This is a genomic window from Zeaxanthinibacter enoshimensis (assembly GCF_004362865.1).
GTDB lineage: Bacteria > Bacteroidota > Bacteroidia > Flavobacteriales > Flavobacteriaceae > Zeaxanthinibacter > Zeaxanthinibacter enoshimensis.
Map to the genome: position 1 here is coordinate 556,375 of NZ_SNYI01000003.1, position 19,783 is coordinate 576,157.

At 47.1% G+C, this 19,783-nt stretch carries 18 protein-coding genes; 6 read left to right on the plus strand and 12 right to left on the minus strand.

Annotated elements, in window-relative coordinates:
- Positions 1-120: 120 nt before the first annotated feature.
- From purL to CLV82_RS14200, 10 genes are all read right to left on the minus strand, one after another.
- Positions 121-3,783, minus strand: a complete 3,663-nt coding sequence (gene purL / locus CLV82_RS14155) for a phosphoribosylformylglycinamidine synthase (protein ID WP_133644996.1) — start codon at positions 3,781-3,783, stop codon at positions 121-123.
- A 91-nt stretch (positions 3,784-3,874) separates the two neighbouring features.
- A complete protein-coding gene (locus CLV82_RS14160) occupies positions 3,875-5,086 on the minus strand; it encodes an RsmB/NOP family class I SAM-dependent RNA methyltransferase (RefSeq protein WP_133644997.1) in 1,212 nt (403 codons plus the stop codon).
- A gap of 124 nt (positions 5,087-5,210) precedes the next feature.
- The gene (locus CLV82_RS14165; protein ID WP_133644998.1) at positions 5,211-5,552 is read right to left on the minus strand and encodes a DUF6515 family protein; all 342 of its coding nucleotides are present in this window, start codon (positions 5,550-5,552) and stop codon (positions 5,211-5,213) included.
- A gap of 106 nt (positions 5,553-5,658) precedes the next feature.
- A complete protein-coding gene (locus CLV82_RS14170) occupies positions 5,659-6,114 on the minus strand; it encodes a hypothetical protein (RefSeq protein WP_133644999.1) in 456 nt (151 codons plus the stop codon).
- Complete coding sequence (locus tag CLV82_RS14175; protein ID WP_133645000.1) at positions 6,107-6,619, minus strand: hypothetical protein; 513 nt, start codon at positions 6,617-6,619, stop codon at positions 6,107-6,109. The genes CLV82_RS14170 and CLV82_RS14175 overlap by 8 nt, the downstream gene beginning before the upstream one ends.
- 34 nt (positions 6,620-6,653) lie before the next feature.
- Entirely contained in the window at positions 6,654-7,196 is a 543-nt protein-coding gene (locus tag CLV82_RS14180) for an RNA polymerase sigma factor (RefSeq protein ID WP_133645001.1), read from the minus strand.
- 129 nt (positions 7,197-7,325) lie between these two features.
- Complete coding sequence (locus CLV82_RS14185; protein WP_133645002.1) at positions 7,326-9,152, minus strand: ABC transporter ATP-binding protein; 1,827 nt, start codon at positions 9,150-9,152, stop codon at positions 7,326-7,328.
- On the minus strand, positions 9,152-10,861 hold the full coding sequence (locus tag CLV82_RS14190; protein WP_133645003.1) for a phospho-sugar mutase: 1,710 nt from the start codon (positions 10,859-10,861) through the stop codon (positions 9,152-9,154). The genes CLV82_RS14185 and CLV82_RS14190 overlap by 1 nt, the downstream gene beginning before the upstream one ends.
- Before the next feature lie 96 nt (positions 10,862-10,957).
- Positions 10,958-11,905: a glycosyltransferase family 2 protein gene (locus CLV82_RS14195; protein ID WP_133645004.1), complete on the minus strand. Its 948-nt coding sequence runs from the start codon at positions 11,903-11,905 to the stop codon at positions 10,958-10,960.
- Positions 11,906-11,948: 43 nt separating this feature from the next.
- The gene (locus CLV82_RS14200; RefSeq protein ID WP_133645005.1) at positions 11,949-12,467 is read right to left on the minus strand and encodes a DUF4199 domain-containing protein; all 519 of its coding nucleotides are present in this window, start codon (positions 12,465-12,467) and stop codon (positions 11,949-11,951) included.
- A gap of 168 nt (positions 12,468-12,635) precedes the next feature.
- On the opposite strand from CLV82_RS14200, the gene CLV82_RS14205 reads away from it, so the two are divergent.
- From CLV82_RS14205 to mtaB, 3 genes are all read left to right on the plus strand, one after another.
- The gene (locus CLV82_RS14205) at positions 12,636-12,932 is read left to right on the plus strand and encodes a type B 50S ribosomal protein L31 (RefSeq protein ID WP_133645006.1); all 297 of its coding nucleotides are present in this window, start codon (positions 12,636-12,638) and stop codon (positions 12,930-12,932) included.
- An 88-nt stretch (positions 12,933-13,020) separates the two neighbouring features.
- Positions 13,021-14,202 carry a GlmU family protein gene (locus CLV82_RS14210; protein WP_133645007.1) on the plus strand — a complete coding sequence of 394 codons (1,182 nt, stop codon included), beginning with the start codon at positions 13,021-13,023 and terminating at the stop codon, positions 14,200-14,202.
- A gap of 105 nt (positions 14,203-14,307) precedes the next feature.
- Positions 14,308-15,639 carry a tRNA (N(6)-L-threonylcarbamoyladenosine(37)-C(2))-methylthiotransferase MtaB gene (gene mtaB / locus CLV82_RS14215; RefSeq protein WP_133645008.1) on the plus strand — a complete coding sequence of 444 codons (1,332 nt, stop codon included), beginning with the start codon at positions 14,308-14,310 and terminating at the stop codon, positions 15,637-15,639.
- A gap of 32 nt (positions 15,640-15,671) precedes the next feature.
- Here mtaB and CLV82_RS14220 read toward each other — a convergent pair whose 3' ends face one another.
- Positions 15,672-15,965 (minus strand): GNAT family N-acetyltransferase, encoded by a 294-nt coding sequence (locus CLV82_RS14220; RefSeq protein WP_133645009.1) that lies wholly within the window; start codon positions 15,963-15,965, stop codon positions 15,672-15,674.
- 205 nt (positions 15,966-16,170) lie between these two features.
- Between CLV82_RS14220 and CLV82_RS14225 the strand changes: the two genes are divergently transcribed.
- Genes CLV82_RS14225 through cls form a run of 3 tightly spaced genes read left to right on the plus strand, consistent with a single transcriptional unit; the run spans position 16,171 to position 19,267 of the window.
- Complete coding sequence (locus CLV82_RS14225) at positions 16,171-16,803, plus strand: alpha/beta hydrolase (protein ID WP_394346164.1); 633 nt, start codon at positions 16,171-16,173, stop codon at positions 16,801-16,803.
- Between the two features lie 44 nt (positions 16,804-16,847).
- Positions 16,848-17,804: a lytic transglycosylase domain-containing protein gene (locus CLV82_RS14230; RefSeq protein ID WP_133645010.1), complete on the plus strand. Its 957-nt coding sequence runs from the start codon at positions 16,848-16,850 to the stop codon at positions 17,802-17,804.
- Positions 17,804-19,267 (plus strand): cardiolipin synthase, encoded by a 1,464-nt coding sequence (cls, locus tag CLV82_RS14235; RefSeq protein ID WP_133645011.1) that lies wholly within the window; start codon positions 17,804-17,806, stop codon positions 19,265-19,267. The genes CLV82_RS14230 and cls overlap by 1 nt, the downstream gene beginning before the upstream one ends.
- On the opposite strand, the gene CLV82_RS14240 is transcribed toward cls, so the two are convergent.
- On the minus strand, positions 19,268-19,783 hold the full coding sequence (locus CLV82_RS14240; RefSeq protein ID WP_133645012.1) for a DUF2892 domain-containing protein: 516 nt from the start codon (positions 19,781-19,783) through the stop codon (positions 19,268-19,270). It lies immediately after the preceding gene.

Below are 19,783 nucleotides of genomic sequence, written 5' to 3' on the forward strand. Positions count from 1 at the left end.
TAGTAAAAGATAATCCCTGCAAAATAGGAAAAGAACCTGAATTTTAAAATGCCAACGGCATATTAAAAAAAGATGGTAACCCGGAAGAGCAATCCTCCGGGTTCTAGTGGTCACTTGAAATTATAAGGCTTCCAGCCACTTGCGGGCATTTTCGAATGCCCGTAGCCACGGACTTACCTTATCATTTTCCCTGCCCGGGTAATAGGCCCAGTTCCAGGGGAAGACAGACCGTTCTATATGAGGCATGGTAACCAGGTGTCTTCCGCTGGCATCGCACAACATAGCTGTATTGTAATCACTGCCATTGGGGTTGGCGGGATATTCTGTATACCCGTACCCGGCGACAATATTATATTTGTCCCTGTCTTCAGGCAAGCGGAATTTACCTTCACCATGTGATATCCAGACACCCAGGGTGGTGCCGGCCATGTCTGATAACATCACGGAATTATTCTCCTGTATGGTGACCGAGGTAAAAGCGCTTTCGTGCTTGTGGGAATCGTTATAGGTCATTTTTCCGTGGGTTTCATGTTCCGGGTACAGCAATTCCAGTTCCATGAACAACTGGCAGCCGTTACAGATACCTACAGATAATGTATCCGGCCTGGCGAAGAAATTATCCAGGGCCTTCCTGGCCTTCTCATTGTATTTAAAGGCACCTGCCCATCCTTTGGCACTTCCCAGTACATCACTGTTAGAGAAGCCGCCTACAGCTCCTATAAATTGTATATCCTCCAGGGTTTCCCTGCCACTGATAAGGTCTGTCATATGCACATCCTTCACATCAAAGCCTGCCAGGTACATCGCATTGGCCATTTCCCTTTCAGAATTACTCCCTTTTTCCCGGAGGATGGCTGCCTTTGGCCTTTTTCCTTCTGCAGGTCTCTTGGGTAATTCCCCGGTAAATACCTCGGGAAAAGTATAATTTAAGGGTTGGTGTTTGTAATTCTTGTACCGGTCAGCAGCGAGCCCGTTAGCTGTCTGCTGATTGTCTAAGAGGTAGCTGGTCCTGTACCATTTATCTCGCAGCTGTGCTATGTCAAACTCGTATTCAGAATCCTGGTTCCTTACCTTTAATACCGGGGTGGTGGTTGCTTTACCTATGTGGTAACACTTTATCCCGGCATCCTGCATAGACTTCTCAAGGTCGGGTTGGTCACTTTGCAGGACTACCCCGGAATTTTCCGCGAAAAGTACGCGTATACTGTCTTTTTCACCCAGGGAGCTCAGGTCTATTTCAGCCCCGGTTCCGGTGTCAGGGAAACACATTTCGAGCAGGGTAGTGATAAGTCCGCCAGAAGCTACATCATGCCCGGCCTGTACATGACCCGCTCGGATAGCTGCCTGTATAGCGTTAAATGCCTTGGAAAAATGTGCACTGTCTTTTATGGTAGGAGCCTGGTCACCCACGCTGTTCAGTAGCTGGGCAAAGGAAGAACCTCCAAGTTTAAAGTCATCCGCAGAGAGGTTGAAGTAATAGAGGGCGCCCCCATCTTTCTGCAACATGGGTTCGGTCACCTTGTTGATATCACTGCAATGCCCGCTTGCAGAGATGATCACCGTTCCCGGGGATAGTACTTCCCCATCCTTATATTTTTGTTTCATGGAAAGGGAATCCTTTCCTGTAGGTACATTTATACCCAGTTCTATAGCGAAGTCAGATACGGCTTCCACCGCCTCATACAGGCGGGCATCTTCTCCCTCATTATTGCAGGGCCACATCCAGTTGGCAGACAGGGAAACGGACCTGAGGCCTTCCTCCAGGGGAGCCCAGACGATATTGGTCAGTGCCTCTGCAATACTGTTGCGACTACCGGCTGCAGGATCGATCAGTGCAGATACGGGCGAATGGCCGATAGAGGTCGCTATCCCGGCATCGTTCCTGAAATCGAGCGCCATTACCCCGCAATTATTGAGGGGTAACTGCAGAGGACCAACACATTGTTGTTTTGCTACCCGACCGCCCACACATCGATCTACTTTATTGGTCAGCCAGTCCTTGCAGGCCACCGCTTCCATCTGCAGCAGCTGTTCCAGGTACTGGTGTAATTTTTCCGACTGGTACTCCGGGGCTTTATAATTTCGTTCCACGCTCTGGTCTGTCATGACCATCTTAGGTGAGCTGCCGAACATTTCAGACAGTTCTAAATCCATTGGAGACTTAATGCCATCCCCGGCCTTAAAGGTAAAACGGTGATCCCCGGTTACATCGCCCACCACGTACATCGGTGCACGTTCCCTCTCAGAGATGCGTTGCAGCAGGTCCAGGTCTTTTTCGCCCAGTACCAGTCCCATCCGTTCCTGGGATTCGTTCCCGATGATCTCTTTGGCAGAGAGGGTAGGGTCTCCCACCGGGAGTTTATCCAGTTCAATGGCGCCCCCGGTCTCTTCTACGAGTTCAGAAAGGCAATTCAGGTGTCCCCCGGCTCCGTGGTCGTGAATGGATACTATTGGATTATCTTTCCCTTCAACCATACCGCGGATGGCATTAGCTGCTCTTTTCTGCATTTCGGGGTTGGATCGCTGAACCGCGTTCAGGGTGATTGCAGAGCTGAAAGCTCCTGTATCGGCGCTGGAAACGGCGGCCCCGCCCATCCCGATACGGTAATTATCACCCCCAAGGATCACGATCTTGTCTCCCTTCGCAGGGACATCTTTCAGGGCCTGGTCGGCTTTCCCATAGCCGATACCCCCGGCGAGCATAATGACCTTGTCAAAACCGAGTTTCCTGTTGTCTTCTTCATGTTCAAAAGTAAATAGCGAACCGGCAATTAGGGGCTGCCCGAACTTATTCCCGAAATCAGAAGCCCCGTTCGAAGCTTTGATCAGGATATCCAGTGGTGTCTGGTACAGCCACGGCCGTTCCTCCATCCCGTTTTCCCAGGACCGGCCTTCTGCAAGCCTGGGGTAGGAGGTCATGTAAACTGCTGTTCCTGCCAGGGGCAGGGAGCCTTTTCCACCTGCGAGGCGGTCACGGATTTCTCCCCCGGATCCTGTCGCTGCCCCGTTGAAGGGTTCTACCGTCGTAGGGAAATTGTGAGTCTCCGCTTTCAGGGATAATACCGATTCAAAGGGTTCCTCGGTGTAATAATCGGGTTGGTCTGCACGGCTGGGTGCAAACTGGGTTACAACGGGCCCCTTGACAAAAGCCACATTATCTTTGTAAGCCGAAACGATGCTGTTCGGGTTCTTTTCAGATGTCTTACGGATCATCTTAAAAAGAGAACTGGGTTTTTCCTTCCCGTCAATGACAAATGTGCCGTTAAAGATCTTGTGCCTGCAATGTTCTGAATTCACCTGGCTGAAACCAAATACTTCAGAATCAGTAAGGGGGCGACCCAGTTTTTCGGAAAGTTGTTCCAGGTAGGATACCTCTTCTTCGTTCAGTGCCAGTCCTTCCTGCTGGTTGTAAGCAGCAATATCTTCAATATCTTTTACGGGCTCCGGGCTAAGATCTACAGTGAATATATCCTGTGTGAGGGCCTCGTATTTCTGGGAAAGCATGGGATCAAACTTCTTGTCATCTGCGCTCGAAGCATGGAATTCTTCTATCCTTATGATCCCGCTGATGCCCATATTCTGGGTGATCTCGGTGGCGTTGGTACTCCAGGGAGTGATCATGGCTGCCCTGGGCCCAATAAAAAAGGCGTCAATTGACGCCCTGTCCATACTGGGTTGATTACCAAAAAGCCAAACCAGTTTAGCAGTGTCTTCTGCGCTTAGCGGTTGCTTGGTCTGAACTGCGAATATCTTTGATTGAGGGTCCCCGAAAAAATGGATCATGACAAGGCTGCTTTTAAGAAAGCACAAATTTACACCTTTAAAACGTATTTCATAGTGCTAAAAGTTAACAGCCTTGCCCCTGTATTGTTAATTACTTACGCTCAAGTTCTGCCATATAAAATCCGTCGAACCCGCTTTTATGAGCGTAGATCTGCTGTTCACGCAGCAGGGTAAATTCGGATCCTCTTTCGGAGGCGAGGAATTCCTGCACCTGCTGCCTGTTCTCTTGTGGCAGGATAGAGCAAGTAGCATAGACCATCTTCCCACCAGTCTTGACCATTTGAGAATAATCGGCCAGTAATTCCTGCTGTGTCCTGGTGATTTTCTCCAGGAAGCCCGGTTCCATCTTCCATTTTGCGTCCGGGTTTCGTCTCAGTATGCCCAACCCGGTACAGGGAGCATCGATCAGGACCCGGTCGGCAGAGCCATGTAGTTTCTTGATGACTTTAGAGCTGTCTATGACCCTGGTCTCGATGTTGTGGGCACCGTTACGCCTTGCCCTTCTTTTTAATTCTTTTAGTTTCCCGGAATAGATATCCAGGGCGATCACCTGGCCTTTATTTTCCATAAGAGCTGCAAGATGAAGGGATTTACCCCCGGCTCCTGCACAGGCGTCTACCACCCTCATCCCCGGGGAAACTTCCAGGTATGGTGCTACCAGCTGGGAGGAGGCATCCTGCACCTCGAACAAGCCATCTTTAAAGGCTTGGGTCACGAATACATTACCTCTTTCCACTAATTTCAGGGCGTGGGGATAGCCGGGAATGGTTTGTGTGGCCACCCCTTCGCCGGTCAGGAATTGTTTTAATTGCGGGGTGGTGGTTTTCAAGGTGTTGACGCGAAGGATAACATCGGCTTGTTCATTCAATGCCGCTAACTCTTTGGTCCAGACCTTTTCCCCAAGGGAAGCAACTCCCAGTTCATCCAGCCAGTCCGGAACGGATTCCCGGAATTTTCTTTCCTTGGAAAGGGCATCGAACCTTCCTTTTATCCGCCTGGCCGGGGTGGGTTCAAACTGGTTCCAGTCCGGGATGGGAATTCCCCTCAGTACGGCCCATACAGAAAACATACGGAAGAGTTTCGGCCTGTCAAAGGGTTCCTTGATCTCTGCTATTTCGGCATAGAGCCGTTTCCATCGGACAATATCGTAGGTGGTTTCCGCAATAAATCCGCGGTCCCTTGATCCCCATCGCGAATCGCGTTTTAAAAGTTTCTGTACCACTTTATCGGCGTATTCCCCTTCGTTAAAGATCAGGTGGAGTCCATCTATTACGGCAAATACCAGGTTTCTGTGCAGGCGCATGCTTTTTTAATTTAGGCCGCAAAGGTACCGTTTTAGAACTGAAGGCTTTATAAAATTATTGAAATTGTAAAAGAGGTGGCCATAAAAAAAGGAAGCCTGTCAGGCTTCCCTTATGATGTCTCCGTTAGGCTACGATATAATACCCCCGGTGCTTTTTGTAGAGAATATTGTTAAACCGATAGAATTTCTTCCCGTTCACTACCACTTTGGTGTAGCCCCGTGGTAATCTTTTGATCCTGATCCCCTTGGGAGCAGCGACAACCACGTATCCCCGGTTGTGCCTGGCATACCATACGCCTTTTGAAAAATGGAATGCCTTTCCCTGATGATGCACAAGCTTCGGCTTATGGATTTTCGTCACGACAACACCCTGCTTGGGATAAACTTTCACAACCCGCTGGGCCTGTAATGACATTATTGAAACAAAGAACAAACTGATGATCCATACTAAAGTGAGCTTTTTCATAACTTAAGATTTAATGGTTACTGTTTCTTTGATTCGATTAAAGCAGAAGGGTTTAACAAAAAAGAAGCCCGAGGGCTTCTTTTTTATGCAGTTCATCGAATTAGCGTTAATTCCTCCTGCCGGCTTGCTTCTCACTGTATCGTTTGATCAGTTGACGACGGAATTCATATTCTGCACGGAACATCATCAGGGTCTTCCTGGCCGAGATCGTCCTGGCGATCCGGCTAAAGTATTCCTTGTCCAGTTCTTCCTGTTGTTCCTCCAGTTCCAGGTATCGCTCCAGCAACTTCTGGGCTTCTGATTCGCCAATAGATTCAGCGCTTCTCAGTCTTTCATAGATCTCCTTCTTTTCCGTTTCCCGGAGCGCTTCTTTCTTCTCCTCGTACTCGTTATAGAGCGGCCAGAATACTTCAGCTTCCTTCGCAGACAAAGATAAACGCTCAGTGAAAAAAGCCACTTTCAGCGCTTTCAGCTTGCTGCGGTCAGGTTTATTCTGCCCGTAAAAGACCGTTGATGTCATTAGCATCAGCAAGAACAGCCCTATGTATAATATCTTATTCATCAATACTAAAATTTAAATCGTCTATATCTTCAAGAGATTCATCGAGGTAATCCATAAGCTGTTCCCTGTCAATATTATCATCCAACAGGTCTTGTACCTCCAGTTCGTCCACAGGAATTACCTGGGCGATCTCGTATTCATTTAGTTCTATATCCTTGTTCTCAAAATAGGCTTCAATCTCTCCTTTGGCCAGGTCATCAAAACCAAGTTCGTTATTCCCGGGTCCGAAGAGGGAGAAAGTAAGGAGGAGAATGGCTGCTGCCGAAACGGCACTTACCCAATACTTGCGATAGCTTTTTAATTGTATCACCTTAGGTTCGGGCTTTTGCATTTTCGCCTTCAGCCGTTCTTCAAAGGATTCAAAATATCCGTCGGGAACAGCCATACCGGTCTCAGCCGGGAGGTTTCCCCCGGATTCTTCCATACGGGCTTTCAGCCTGGCTTCAAATGATTCAAAGTAGTTGTGAGGAACTTTGAACCCGCTATTTTCAGGTTTTTTCTTCATGTGTATTACTTTGATGCCATTTAGAACAAAAGGTTTAATCTTCCTTCAGGAATGCTTCTATTTTTTTGGTAGCCAGGTGGTAAGAGGCTTTTAGTCCTCCAACAGAAGTTTCCAGGATTTCCGAGATCTCTTCGTATTTCAGCTCCTCGAAATATTTCATGTTGAACACCAGCTTTTGTTTCTCCGGCAGGGTGGCAATGGCCTTCTGAAGTTTCAGTTGAATCTCGTCTCCCTCAAAATATACATCTGCTTTCAGGTTTTCTGCCAGTTGCTCCTGCAGCTCATTTCCTGTGACTCCAAGTTTCCTTGATTTGGTCTTGAGGAACATCAGGGCTTCGTTGGTGGCGATCCTGTACATCCAGGAAAACAGTTTGCTTTCGCCCTTGAACCCTTCAATATTTTTAAAGACTTTTATAAAGGTATTTTGCAGTACATCATCAGCATCGTCATGGTCCATGACAATTTTCCGGATATGCCAGTACAGTCGTTCCTTGTAGGTCGTTACAAGTACTTCAAAAGCCTGCGGCTGGGTATCCTTATTCTGTAGTTGGTCTACTAAGGTCTTTTCGGCGATCAAATCCTGGTTTGTTATACTAATGAGACAACTCCTTTCTGAAAAGGTTTAATCCGGTGATCTTAAAACGGCTTAATTTTTTATTTCGTGTACCAGGAAAAATCTATTATGCCTGCAACCAGTGATTTATGATCATCCCCTGAGGGATTGCATCTCCACCAGGTTCTTATACACCCCGTTCTTAGCCAGTAATTCATTGTGGGTGCCCTGTTCGGCGATCTTTCCCTTTTGCATTACGATGATCTTATGCGCGTTCTGTATGGTCGATAACCGGTGGGCGATCACCACGGAGGTCCTGTTCTGCATCATTTTCTCCAGCGCATCCTGTACAAGTCGTTCGCTTTCGGTGTCCAATGCAGAGGTAGCTTCATCCAGGATCATTATCGGCGGATTTTTCAGTACTGCCCTGGCAATAGAAAGTCTTTGTTTCTGACCCCCGCTCAGTTTGTTTCCACTGTCCCCGATATTAGTGTCATATCCTTTGGGAAGCGAAGTGATGAATTCATGGGCGTTCGCGATCTTGGCGGCTTCGATGATCTCTTCTTCTGTCGCATTTTCTTTTCCCAGGCCGATGTTGTTCCTCACCGTATCATTAAAAAGTATGGAATCCTGGGTAACCAGGCCCATCAGGTGGCGTAGTGATATTTTTTCTATACTCCGTATATCAGTTCCGTCAATCCTGATACTCCCCTCGTTAACGTCGTAAAAACGGGTTAGCAGGTTGGCAATGGTACTTTTACCACTCCCGGACTGCCCCACAAGGGCAACCATACTGCCTTTAGGCACTTCCAGGCTGAAATCTTTCAGGACGTATTCGTCTTCGTATTTGAAGGAAACATTTTCCAGGTTAAGGCCGTGTTCAAAGCTCTCTTTTCGGATGGCTGCAGGCTGGTCCCTGATGGGATTTTCGGTCTCCAAGATCTCCAGGACCCGTTCTGCGGCAGCATTTCCTTTTTTCACCCCGTAGGAGGCCTTGCTGATCGACTTAGCCGGGGTAAGAATATTGTAGGCGAGGCCCATGTATGCGATAAAGGAAGAAGCGTCCAGGGTCTGGTCTACCAATACCATCTTACCTCCGAACCACAGTAATACCCCTATGACAAGGATACCCAGGAATTCACCCGTTGGTGAAGCCAGGTTCTGCCGGTTCAGCAAAGTGTTGGAAAAACGGAAGAAGCGGGTAGTGGATGCTTTGAACATCTGGTAAAAGCGATCTTCGGCATTAAAAGCCTTGATGACCCTTAGTCCACCCAGGGTTTCTTCTACGATAGAGAGGAAATTACCCTGTTCTTTCTGCACCCGGTCCGATTTCTTCTTCAGTGATTTCCCGATGGCTGAAATGATCATCCCGGCCAGGGGAATAAAGATAAATACGAATATTGTAAGCTTTACACTGATAAAGAACATCACGATGATAGTAAACAAGATGGTCAGCGGTTCCCGCACGATCAGCTCAAGTATTGAGAGGAAGCTATGCTGTATCTCCAGCACATCTGAAGTGATCCTGGCAATGACATCGCCCTTCCTCTTCTCTGAATAGAAAGAAACCGGCAGGTCCACGATCTTACGGTACATAGCATTCCGGACATCTTTCAGGACCCCGTTCCTCAGGAAGGTGATGTAATACATCGCCAGGTAATTGAACAGGTTCTTGAGCAGGAACAGGAAAAGTACCAGCCCGATCACCAGCACCAGCCCTTTCATTTCGTCATCACCGGAATAGCCCGTAACCTGGTAATTCAGGTAGTCCTGTACGAAGGTCTTTAAATCCCCGATCCCCGTATATACGGGAGCTTCATAAACTTTCCTGGATTTGTCGAACAGTACATCCAGCATCGGGATCAGGGCGGCAAAGGAAAGCGCACTGAACAAGGCATAGAGCACGTTAAAGAAAATATTGAGGTACCCGTAAGTACTGTATGGCTTCGCAAAGCGAAGGATCTTTTTAAAATACTCCATTAACTGATTTTCATTTCCGCGATGATCCTGTCGATCTTGGCATCCAGTTCTGCACTTACCTTCTCAAAATCTTTCGCCCTTTGCAGGGGCGCGTTGATGCTGATATAGAATTTGATCTTAGGCTCTGTACCACTGGGCCTGGCTGCCACCCGTGTTCCGTCTGCGGCCACGTAGATCAGTACATTAGACTTTGGCAGGTCCAGTTTCTCGGTCTCCCCGGTTTTAAGGTTCCTGGCTTCCCCACTGTTGTAGTCCTCTATTCGCACTACTTCTGATCCGTCTATGGATTTGAAAGGGGATTCGCGCAGGTCTACCATCATTTGTTTGATCTCTTCAGCTCCGCTGATTCCCTTCTTGGTCAGGGAAACAAGTTTCTCTTTATAGAACCCGTATTTCACATAGGCCTGGATAAGTGCTTCGTAAAAAGAACTTCCGTTGGCCTTGGCCATAGCCCCGATCTCGCAAGCAAGCAGGGTAGAAGTAACGGCATCCTTATCGCGGACAAAATCGCCCACCATAAATCCAAAACTTTCCTCACCGCCACCGATAAAGTGCTGATCCGGGTGGTCCTTGATCATTTTAGCGATCCATTTAAAGCCGGTGAGCCCGGTCTTGCATTCTACTTTGTAGGCGTCTGCAAGGGAGTGCATCATCGGGGTGGAAACGATGGTGGAGGCGATGAATTCATTGCCTTCAAAACCTTGTTTTTTTCTTTCCTCGAGCAGGAACTCGGTCATCAGGATCATAGTCTGGTTCCCGTTCAGTAACTGCATTTCGCCTTCAAGGTTACGCACAGCGATTCCCAGCCTGTCGCTATCGGGATCAGTACCGATGACAATATCAGCCTGCAACTCCCTGGCTTTAGCCAGCGCCATTTCCAAAGCTTCGGGTTCCTCGGGATTGGGTGATTTAACCGTGGGGAAGTTGCCGTCGGGTTTGGCCTGTTCCTCTATGACGGTAACATGCTTGTAACCGGCTTGTTTCAACACTTCGGGAATGACGGTTATGGATGTGCCGTGCAAGGAAGTAAAAACGATCTTAAAATCGTCTTTCCCGGGGGCATTGAAATCCCCATTCTTTACAGAGGCCTTGATAAAGGCATCATCAACCTCGCTGCTGATAAGCTGGATCAGCTCTTCCTTCGCCTTAAAGTTGATATCTTCATATCGCAGGCTGTCTATTTCTTCGATGATCTCCTTATCCTGTGGCGGGACGATCTGCCCTCCATCGGTCCAGTACACCTTGTAGCCATTATATTCCGGCGGATTGTGTGAAGCAGTCAACACAATTCCGGCCTGGCAGTCCAGGTGCCTTACGGCAAAGGATAATTCGGGCGTAGTACGCAGTTCCGAGAACAGGTATACTTTTATCCCGTTAGCCGATAGTACCTCGGCTACGGTCTTGGCAAGGGTATCGCTATTGTGTCGGCAATCGTATGCGATGACCACCTTCAGTTCTTGATCGGGGTATACTCTTTCCAGGTAATTACTGAGTCCCTGGGTGCTTTTGCCAAGAGTATATTTATTGATGCGGTTGGTACCTACTCCCATGATACCGCGCATACCGCCGGTACCAAATTCGAGATTCTTATAGAAACGTTCCTTGAGTTCTTCGTGGTCCTTCTCAATGAGGTCCTGTATTTCTTTCTTTACCTGCGGATCAAAAAAATCGGTGAGCCAGGTCTTTGCGGTATCTATTACTGAATTCATGGATATACTTTGGAGTTGAACAGTATAAAATTACGTTAGAAAATTGAATTTACGGGGCTTCCCCCGATATTCATCGGCTGGGCAGGGCCAGCCCGGTTATTCGTTAAGGCGATCGATGATCTTGTAACTAGGGCCCTGCTTCTTGTTCCTCAATATGATCTCCCCAAGAAAACCGGCGAGGAAAAACTGTGTCCCGATGATCATTGCGGTAAGGGCCACGAAAAATTGTGGGCGATCCGTAATCAGCCTGTCATAAGGATTGATAAAAAGCTTGTCTATGCCCAGGTAAAGGGCAAATCCAAAGCCGATAATAAACATGAGAACACCCAGGGCGCCGAAGAGGTGCATGGGCCTGCGCCCAAATTTGGACACAAACCAGATGGTGATCAGGTCCAGGAAACCGTTGATAAATCGTTCCATACCAAATTTTGTCCTGCCGTATTTACGGGCCTGGTGCTGTACTATTTTTTCGCCAATCCTCGGGTAGCCGGCATTTTTGACCAATACCGGGATATAGCGATGCATTTCGCCCGAGACCTCGATGTTCTTAACCACATCAGAACGGAACGCTTTCAGCCCGCAGTTAAAGTCGTGCAACCGCACCCCGGAGGTACGACGTGCAGCCCAGTTGAAAAGCTTCGACGGCAGGTTTTTACTAAAAACAGAATCGTAGCGTACTTTTTTCCAGCCGGAAACCAGGTCAAAAGAGTCCCTGCTGATCATTTCGAAAAGCTCGGGGATCTCCTCGGGGTTATCCTGCAGATCGGCATCCATGGTGATGACCACTTCACCGCGGGCCTGAAGGAACCCGGCGTGCAAGGCCTGCGATTTTCCGAAATTCTTGGAAAAACGAATCCCTTTTACACAGGGATTCTTGCGCGCCAGGGAAACTATCCGGTCCCAGGAACCGTCGTTACTACCGTCGTCAATAAATAAGATCTCGTATGAGTACTGATTGGATTTCATCACCCGGACGATCCAATCGTGTAATTCCTCTAAGGACTCCTCTTCATTGAGCAGGGGAATAACTACCGATATGTTCATAATGTATTTCGCCTATTTCTCCCCAAAAGTACAATATTACTTCTTAATAGGCGGGCCGGGATTTCTTCATGACCAGGCCTGCGATAAGACCTATGATCAGTCCGGAAATGATGCTGATAATAAGGATCACCGGGTAACCGATCCAGAAGAATTTCATTCCCATTTCCTTTTGTTGCGCAGCCTGGTCAGCGGTGAGCTGGCCGGATTCTACCAGTTCTGCCATTTGGATATCCATTACCTTGGAGGCAAAATCAGGATCCAGGAAATTGGTCAGGATAAGCTGGTACACAATAAAGATCAGGGCGGAGACCAGGGAAATTCCTGCACCCAGTTTCAGGGCTTCACTCAACGTCAGGTATCCTTCATTCGCTTTCTTATACGCATGGATACCAAAGACGATCACCGCGGCAGACATCACTACGGAAATTACCTGGTTAAGGGGTTCACGGGAGGTATGAGCATCCATGGAAAAGAGCATGAGTGCAAAAATGATACTCAGGCCGCCGAGGATGGCGCCATAGGTTAATGAGAATTTTCCGGTGGTTGGTGGTTTAGTTTCCATAATTAAATTAGGTTGATCAGTTGGTTAGTTAGTATTTGAACCTTTACATTTGTTACAGATTAAAGGTACATTTTTTTTGTGTTCTTTTTTTTGATAAAGATTGTTGTTTCCTCAAAAAAAGATTACATTTGCAGCCTTAAATTTTAGATAGATTAAAGCAGATTTGCGATGAAAAAAGGTATACACCCAGAAAATTATAGATTAGTAGCGTTTAAAGACATGTCTAACGAGGATGTTTTTATTACGAAATCTACTGCGGAAACCAAAGAGACATTGACGGTTGATGGTGTTGAATATCCTCTGGTGAAATTAGAGATCTCAAGAACATCGCATCCTTTCTACACCGGTAAGTCTAAACTTATTGATACCGCTGGACGAATTGATAAGTTCAAGAGCAAGTACAAGAAATTCAAGAAAGAAGAGGCTAAAGCTCCAGAAGCTGACGCTAAATCTGAGAAGAAATAAGGGAATAATTCTTCATTCCTGAAAGAATGTACGCCCCCGATAGAACATCGGGGGCGTTATTTTTTTAATTTTATCCCAAAATTCTTCCATGAACTGTATTCTTTACGACGGGCCGGAACGCGGCTCCTTGCTTCCTTTTACATTTACCCGCCCGGTATGTGATGTACGGATCGGGATCCTCACCATCCGTGAAAAATGGGAACACCGGTTGAAGACCGGGGTCTCCTGCCATACAGAAGAATACCTTGCTGAGAAATTTCCCCTGAAACTGCAAAAAGACAACCTTTTTATCAATGGTGGCGTGCTGCCCGATGACCAACTCCTGAAGGCCCTGGAAGATCTTGAAACAGGCCAGGCTTTAAGTCGTGATGGAGAACGGATCGCTTACCGTGCCGAGGGTATTATGCCGGAGGAAGAACTGGAAAAACTGGAAACCATCGAGTTCAGTTCTGAATACACGAGGATCAGGAATACCTGGGATATTTTTTCCCTGAACGGGATCGCCCTCGAAGCCGATTTTGAAATGCTGACCAAAGGCCGTAAAAGTGCAGCAATTTCATCAACCAACGGACTGATCAATCCTGAACGCATCTTCCTTGAAGAAGGAGCCAGGGTAGAATACTGTATCCTGAATGCTACAGAGGGACCTATCTATATTGGCAGGGATGCCGAGGTGATGGAAGGCTGTAATATCCGTGGGGGCTTTGCCCTGGGCGAACACGGCGTGGTGAAGATGGGAGCCAAGATCTACGGCCCCACAACGGCAGGACCTTACTGCAAGATAGGGGGGGAGATCAGTAACTCCGTACTCTTTGGCTACTCCAGCAAAGGTCATGATGGTTACCTTGGAAACTCCGTACTGGGAGAATGGTGCAATATAGGGGCCGACTCAAACACCTCTAACCTGAAGAACAATTACGCCAAAGTAAAACTCTGGAACTATAATACGGGGCGGTTTGAACAGACCGGGCTGCAATTCTGCGGCCTGATGATGGGGGATCACAGTAAATCCGCCATCGATACCATGTTCAATACAGGAACTGTAGTGGGGGTGAGTACCAACATTTTCTCTGCCGGTTTCCCCAGGAATTTTGTACCAAGCTTTAGCTGGGGAGGAGCCTCTGGATTTACGACATACCAGACTTCCAAGGCTTTTGAGACCGCCAAGGTAGTGATGGCCAGGAGGAATATAGATTTCTCAGACATGGAAGCGCGGATCCTGCAAGCTGTGTTTGAGCAGACACGTAAATACAGGAAAGACGAGTCTTAAGTCCTGCCAGCCTGTTTATTAGGAATTTTTAAGACCACCTCTGTCTTCGTCCTTCGGATCAAAGGTGGTATATTTGCAGTCCTTTAATCGGAAAAGCATCAGAAATTGAAAAAGAAAGTCGCTTTTTATACCCTGGGTTGCAAACTGAACTTCTCAGAGACGTCGACCATTGCTCGTGGTTTCGAGGAAGAGGGATTTGAGAAAGTCTCTTTTGCAGACCCGGCAGATATGTACGTGATCAATACCTGTTCCGTTACAGAGAATGCTGACAAGCGATTTAAAACTATCGTGAAGCAGGCCCAGCAGGCGAACCCGGATGCATTTATTGCGGCAATTGGCTGTTATGCCCAATTGAAACCCGAGGAACTGATCGCTGTGAACGGGGTAGACCTGGTACTGGGCGCTTCAGAGAAATTCAAGCTTACCGATTACATCAACGATCTCAGTAAGAATGATTTTGGCGAGATCCACGCCTGCGAGATCGAGGATGTGGACCAGTATATAGGGAGTTATGCCATAGGAGACAGGACCCGGGCATTCCTGAAGGTACAGGACGGCTGTGATTATAAATGTACCTACTGTACTATCCCGCTTGCCCGTGGAATCTCGCGTAGTGATGCATTACCCAATGTATTGAAGAACGCCTCGGAGATCGCTTCGCAGGGGATCAAGGAGATAGTGCTGACCGGTGTAAATATTGGCGATTACGGAAAAGGAGAATTCGGTAACAAAAAACATGACCATACCTTTCTTGACCTGGTCAAGGCCCTGGATACCGTTGAGGGAATTCACAGGCTGCGCATCTCATCCATAGAGCCCAACCTTCTGAAGAACGAGACGATCGACTTCGTCGCGGAAAGCGACACCTTTGTGCCTCATTTCCATATCCCGCTGCAGAGTGGGAGTGACGACATCCTAAAAAAGATGCGCCGGCGCTACCTGACTGATCTTTATTCAGACAGGGTTGCCCGGATCCGGCAGGTGATGCCGGATGCATGTATAGGAGTGGATGTTATTGTGGGCTTTCCCGGCGAAACAGACGAACATTTTCTCGAGACCTACCATTTCCTGAATGAACTGGATATTTCTTACCTCCACGTCTTCACGTATTCTGAAAGGGACAATACTCTTGCAGCGAATATGGAGAACCCGGTTCCTAAAAGGGTCAGGGCAAAAAGAAGTAAGATGCTGAGAGGGTTATCTGTGAAAAAGCGCCGTGCATTTTACGAAAGCCAGTTGGGAAGCCGTCAGACCGTACTTTTTGAAGGTGAGAATAAGCAGGGGTATATCCATGGCTTTACCGAGAATTACGTTAAGGTGAAGGCGCCCTGGGATCCTGCCCTTGTCAATACCCTGCACGAGGTTGTCCTGGATCGTATAGATGAAGACGGGTTGGTGCGATTTGAATTTGCGCGGGAACACGCCAGGGTAGTATAAAAAAAAACCTCCCGATTGGGAGGTTGATAGGATCATATCCTGATGCCAACGGGCAGCATCTCTTTGTATTGTCTGTTCTTTCGAACAAAGCCTGCAATCTCAGGACTAGTTGGAACTACTCTTAAATTCTCCTCCTGGATATGGTGCAGTACTGATTTGATAAAATCTTCTGTAAACCCTTCTTTCGTAATCTCTTCCGGAACTACCAGTTTGGTAAGAAATACTTTCCTCTCTTGTGAAGAATATTCAATCTTAGCCAAGTGACCATCAACTGTTGTTTCAAATTGACGCAGGAAGCTGTTGTCCTTAATTGCTACTTCATTCATATGGTTTATTTTTAGTGTATCCTCAGAAAAAAAATTACGATCGAAAAGTATCGTAACTTTGGTATTGGTAAGGGGTGTGGTGTATTTATATTTTTAGCCGAATCTTTTTACAAATCCAGCACAAAAGTAATCAAAAAAATGCTAATTTCCTAGTAAAATCAAGATATTGAGCGATATACCCCAAACGCGTATCCCGGTTTATCTGATGCCTGGCCTGGCAGCTAATCCCAGTATTTTTGAAAATATCCGGCTACCGGATGATACCTTCGAAATACATCGGCTGGAGTGGTTTGTCCCGGAGCGGGGAATGAGCCTGCAGCAGTATGCAGAAAAAATGGCCGAACAGGTAAAGGGAGAACATCCTGTACTGCTCGGAGTTTCCTTCGGGGGGCTGCTCGTCCAGGAGATGGCGCGCTTCCTTGATCCCCGGAAAGTGATCATAGTCTCCAGTGTCAAAAACAAGGGAGAGCTTCCCAGGCGATTGATATTCGCTCGCTACACCCATATCCATAAATTATTACCGACCGGCCTGATCAATAATGTAGAACTACTTGCAAAATATGCTTTTGGGGAGACCGTGACCAAGCGGCTGAAACTTTATGAACAATACCTTTCCCTGAGGGATAAGTATTATATAGATTGGTCTATTGATAAGATCGTGAACTGGCAGCAGAAAGATTGTATGCCGGGGGTAGTTCATATCCATGGGGACCAGGATGCTGTTTTCCCTAAGGAACATATCGGGGAATGTATCACGGTAAAAGGCGGGACACACACAATGATATTGCATCGTGCACGTTGGTTCAATGAGAACCTGCCTGAAATTATTTTGAAATAGGGAAGGACTATTTAATACCTTTGAAAGACAAAATAAAATAAAAAATGCGCTTACTGAAAAATATACTGATGGGAATGGGAATAGTGATGGTGATAAGCACCCTGGTGTTTGCAGTTCAACAGCAGGATCCCATGGAAATGCGTTCGGAAAACGAGGTGCAGCAAACTGTAGATAAGAATGTTGCCAAGAGTTATACGATCACCCCGATCGATATTCCCGAAGACCTGAATTTTGCAGGAGAGCCTGTGCCCCAGGAGGACCCGGAGATCATGGAAAGAGTAGACAGGGAATTCCTGGTGAATACCTACTGGCAGTCTAATGCCCTCTTGCTGATGAAAAGGGCACATAAGTATTTCCCCGTTATAGAACCTATCCTTGCCCGCAACGGTATTCCTGACGATTTTAAATACCTGGCGGTGGCAGAAAGCGGGCTGCAGAACGTGGTTTCCCCGGCAGGAGCTACCGGGTTCTGGCAGATCATGAAGGCGACAGGTCGCGAATACGGGCTGGAGATCAACGATAACGTTGATGAGCGGTACCATCTTGCCAAGGCTACCGAAGCTGCATGTAAGTACCTGCAGAAGTATAAGAATAAGTACGGTACGTGGACCCTGTCTGCGGCTGCATATAATGCAGGGACAGGGTCTATTGATAAATTCATGGGAATACAGGAAGTAGATGATTATTACGACCTCTTACTGGGTGAAGAGACCGGGCGTTACGTTTTCCGGATCATGGCGATCAAGGAAATTCTCAGCAACCCTGAAAAATATGGTTTTAAACTGGAGCAGGACGATTATTATACCCAGGTTCCCACCTATGAAGTAGAGGTAGATGAACCTGTCAGCAATTTTGCAAAATTTGCGAAGATGTACGGGATCAATTATAAAATACTTAAAAGACACAACCCCTGGCTCAGGGAACCACACCTGAATAACAGCTCAAGGAAGAAATACAGTATCGAGATCCCCAAGGAAGGTTACTACAATATGAAGCCCTGATGGTGCAATACATTCAAGATCACTGGTGGAAGTTGTTGTTAGTGCTGAACTACCTGCTGGTGATCGTATTTTCCATTCTCATTGTATTGCGGAACAGCAACCCGGTAAAAACACTCTCTTATATTTTTGCCCTAGCAACGCTCCCATTCCTGGGGCTGCTGGTCTATTATTTTGTCGGACAGGATTACAGGAAGAACAAGATCTTTGAAAAGAAATATTTCCTGGACGATGCCAAGCTTAAAAGCTGGCGGGAGCGATTTAAGCTGGACAGGGATGAACGGGAAGACTTTGAAGAGGAATTTGGGGAAGGACTGGCCAAGATCCACAGGTTGCTGCGTTATAACGAGAGATCTGTACTTACCTTTGATAACGAGGTAGATATCCTGGTGAATGGGGAAGTGAAATTTGAACGCCTTCGGCAAGATCTTAGAAAGGCTAAAAAACATATTCACATGGAATACTTTGTATTCCTCGATGATGAACTAGGGAGAGACCTGATAGATATCCTGGTAGAAAAGGCTGCAGATGGTGTAAAAGTTCGCCTGCTCTATGACGATGTAGGAAGTAAATTCGCTGCGGCTACAAAGAAAAAAATGAACGAAAGTGGGATTGCCCATTTTCCCTTTATGCCCGTACACCTCCCCAAATTTGCCAGTAAGCTCAATTACAGGGATCATCGAAAGATCGTGGTGATAGATGGTTCTGTTGGCTATGTGGGCGGGATCAACGTCAATAAGAAATACGATAACAGCTATGATAACCCCAGGTACTGGAGAGATACCCACCTGCGGATAGAAGGGCCGGCAGTAGGTTCACTGCAGGCGTCATTTTTGCTGAGCTGGGATTTTTGTAACAATGAGGAAGAAGAACTCATCAACGAGTTTTTCCCGGAGCACAAACCGGAATGCAGCGACCCGGTAGGGGTGCAGATCGCGGCCAGCGGACCGGACACCGACTGGGCCAATATCATGGAGGCTATGTTCACTGCGATCAATACTGCGAGGGAATATATATACATTACAACGCCTTATCTTATACCCAATAACGCCATGCTCACAGCCTTATCCACGGCGGGTCGCAGCGGGGTGGATGTCAGGATCATAATTCCCTACGAATCGGATTCCTGGGCAGCACAGTACGCTACAGATTCCTACATAGAGGAATTGCTGAGATCAAAGGTGAAAATATTCAGGTATACCAAGGGATTTATACATTCCAAGACCATGGTCTTAGACGATATCTTTTCCAGTATTGGGACCGCAAACCTCGATTACCGCAGCTTTTCCATCAACTTTGAGATCAACGCCCTGCTTTACAACCGTAACAAGGCATTAGAAATGAAAGAACTCTTTGAAAAAGACCTGGAAGACTGTGACGTGGTAGACCTTGACAGGTGGTTAGAGAGGGGGATCCGCAGGAAGCTGCAGGAATCCTTTAACCGCTTATGGGCACCTTTGCTCTGATCAGATCTTCTTCATCTGCTGCTGCATCATCTTTATCTGCTCGTTCAGCATGTTATTCTTGTCCAGTTTCTTCGCTTCTGATAAAAGGGTCTGGGCTTCTCTCTTGCGCCTTTTCTGCATTGCAATTCCCGCCAGGCTCAGTTTGGCCATGGCCAGGTCATAGTCCATATTAAGTCCCAGTTTCAAAGCCTTTCTGAAATACTTTTCTGCTTGCGTAAGGTTCTTTTGTGAGTAGATGATGCCAAAAAGATAATTGTAGTATCCTTCTTGTTTCTCGGTAAGGGCTGCAGAAGGATTTTTGATCCGCCCAAGCCACTTCTCGGTACCGGCAAGGTCTTGTTTCCGCATCCTCAGGAAAGCCAACAATAAGAACTCGTTCCTGAAATAAAGAAATATGAAGATCAGGGAAAAAAGGATAAGGAAGATCCCGTTACCGATTTCACCTTCAATGAACTGGTATACGGCAAAAGCGATGATAAGGGCGGCTATAACGAGTTTGATGTTTTTGTTGAACAT

Bases quoted from the DNA above. Each gene is read 5' to 3' on its own strand.
- purL (WP_133644996.1), bottom strand. From the start codon at position 3,783: ATGATCCATTTTTTCGGGGACCCTCAATCAAAGATATTCGCAGTTCAG.
- CLV82_RS14160 (WP_133644997.1), bottom strand. From the start codon at position 5,086: ATGCGCCTGCACAGAAACCTGGTATTTGCCGTAATAGATGGACTCCAC.
- CLV82_RS14165 (WP_133644998.1), bottom strand. From the start codon at position 5,552: ATGAAAAAGCTCACTTTAGTATGGATCATCAGTTTGTTCTTTGTTTCA.
- CLV82_RS14170 (WP_133644999.1), bottom strand. From the start codon at position 6,114: ATGAATAAGATATTATACATAGGGCTGTTCTTGCTGATGCTAATGACA.
- CLV82_RS14175 (WP_133645000.1), bottom strand. From the start codon at position 6,619: ATGAAGAAAAAACCTGAAAATAGCGGGTTCAAAGTTCCTCACAACTAC.
- CLV82_RS14185 (WP_133645002.1), bottom strand. From the start codon at position 9,152: ATGGAGTATTTTAAAAAGATCCTTCGCTTTGCGAAGCCATACAGTACT.
- CLV82_RS14190 (WP_133645003.1), bottom strand. From the start codon at position 10,861: ATGAATTCAGTAATAGATACCGCAAAGACCTGGCTCACCGATTTTTTT.
- CLV82_RS14195 (WP_133645004.1), bottom strand. From the start codon at position 11,905: ATGAACATATCGGTAGTTATTCCCCTGCTCAATGAAGAGGAGTCCTTA.
- CLV82_RS14200 (WP_133645005.1), bottom strand. From the start codon at position 12,467: ATGGAAACTAAACCACCAACCACCGGAAAATTCTCATTAACCTATGGC.
- CLV82_RS14205 (WP_133645006.1), top strand. From the start codon at position 12,636: ATGAAAAAAGGTATACACCCAGAAAATTATAGATTAGTAGCGTTTAAA.
- CLV82_RS14210 (WP_133645007.1), top strand. From the start codon at position 13,021: ATGAACTGTATTCTTTACGACGGGCCGGAACGCGGCTCCTTGCTTCCT.
- CLV82_RS14220 (WP_133645009.1), bottom strand. From the start codon at position 15,965: ATGAATGAAGTAGCAATTAAGGACAACAGCTTCCTGCGTCAATTTGAA.
- CLV82_RS14225 (WP_394346164.1), top strand. From the start codon at position 16,171: ATGCCTGGCCTGGCAGCTAATCCCAGTATTTTTGAAAATATCCGGCTA.
- CLV82_RS14230 (WP_133645010.1), top strand. From the start codon at position 16,848: ATGCGCTTACTGAAAAATATACTGATGGGAATGGGAATAGTGATGGTG.
- cls (WP_133645011.1), top strand. From the start codon at position 17,804: ATGGTGCAATACATTCAAGATCACTGGTGGAAGTTGTTGTTAGTGCTG.
- CLV82_RS14240 (WP_133645012.1), bottom strand. From the start codon at position 19,783: ATGTTCAACAAAAACATCAAACTCGTTATAGCCGCCCTTATCATCGCT.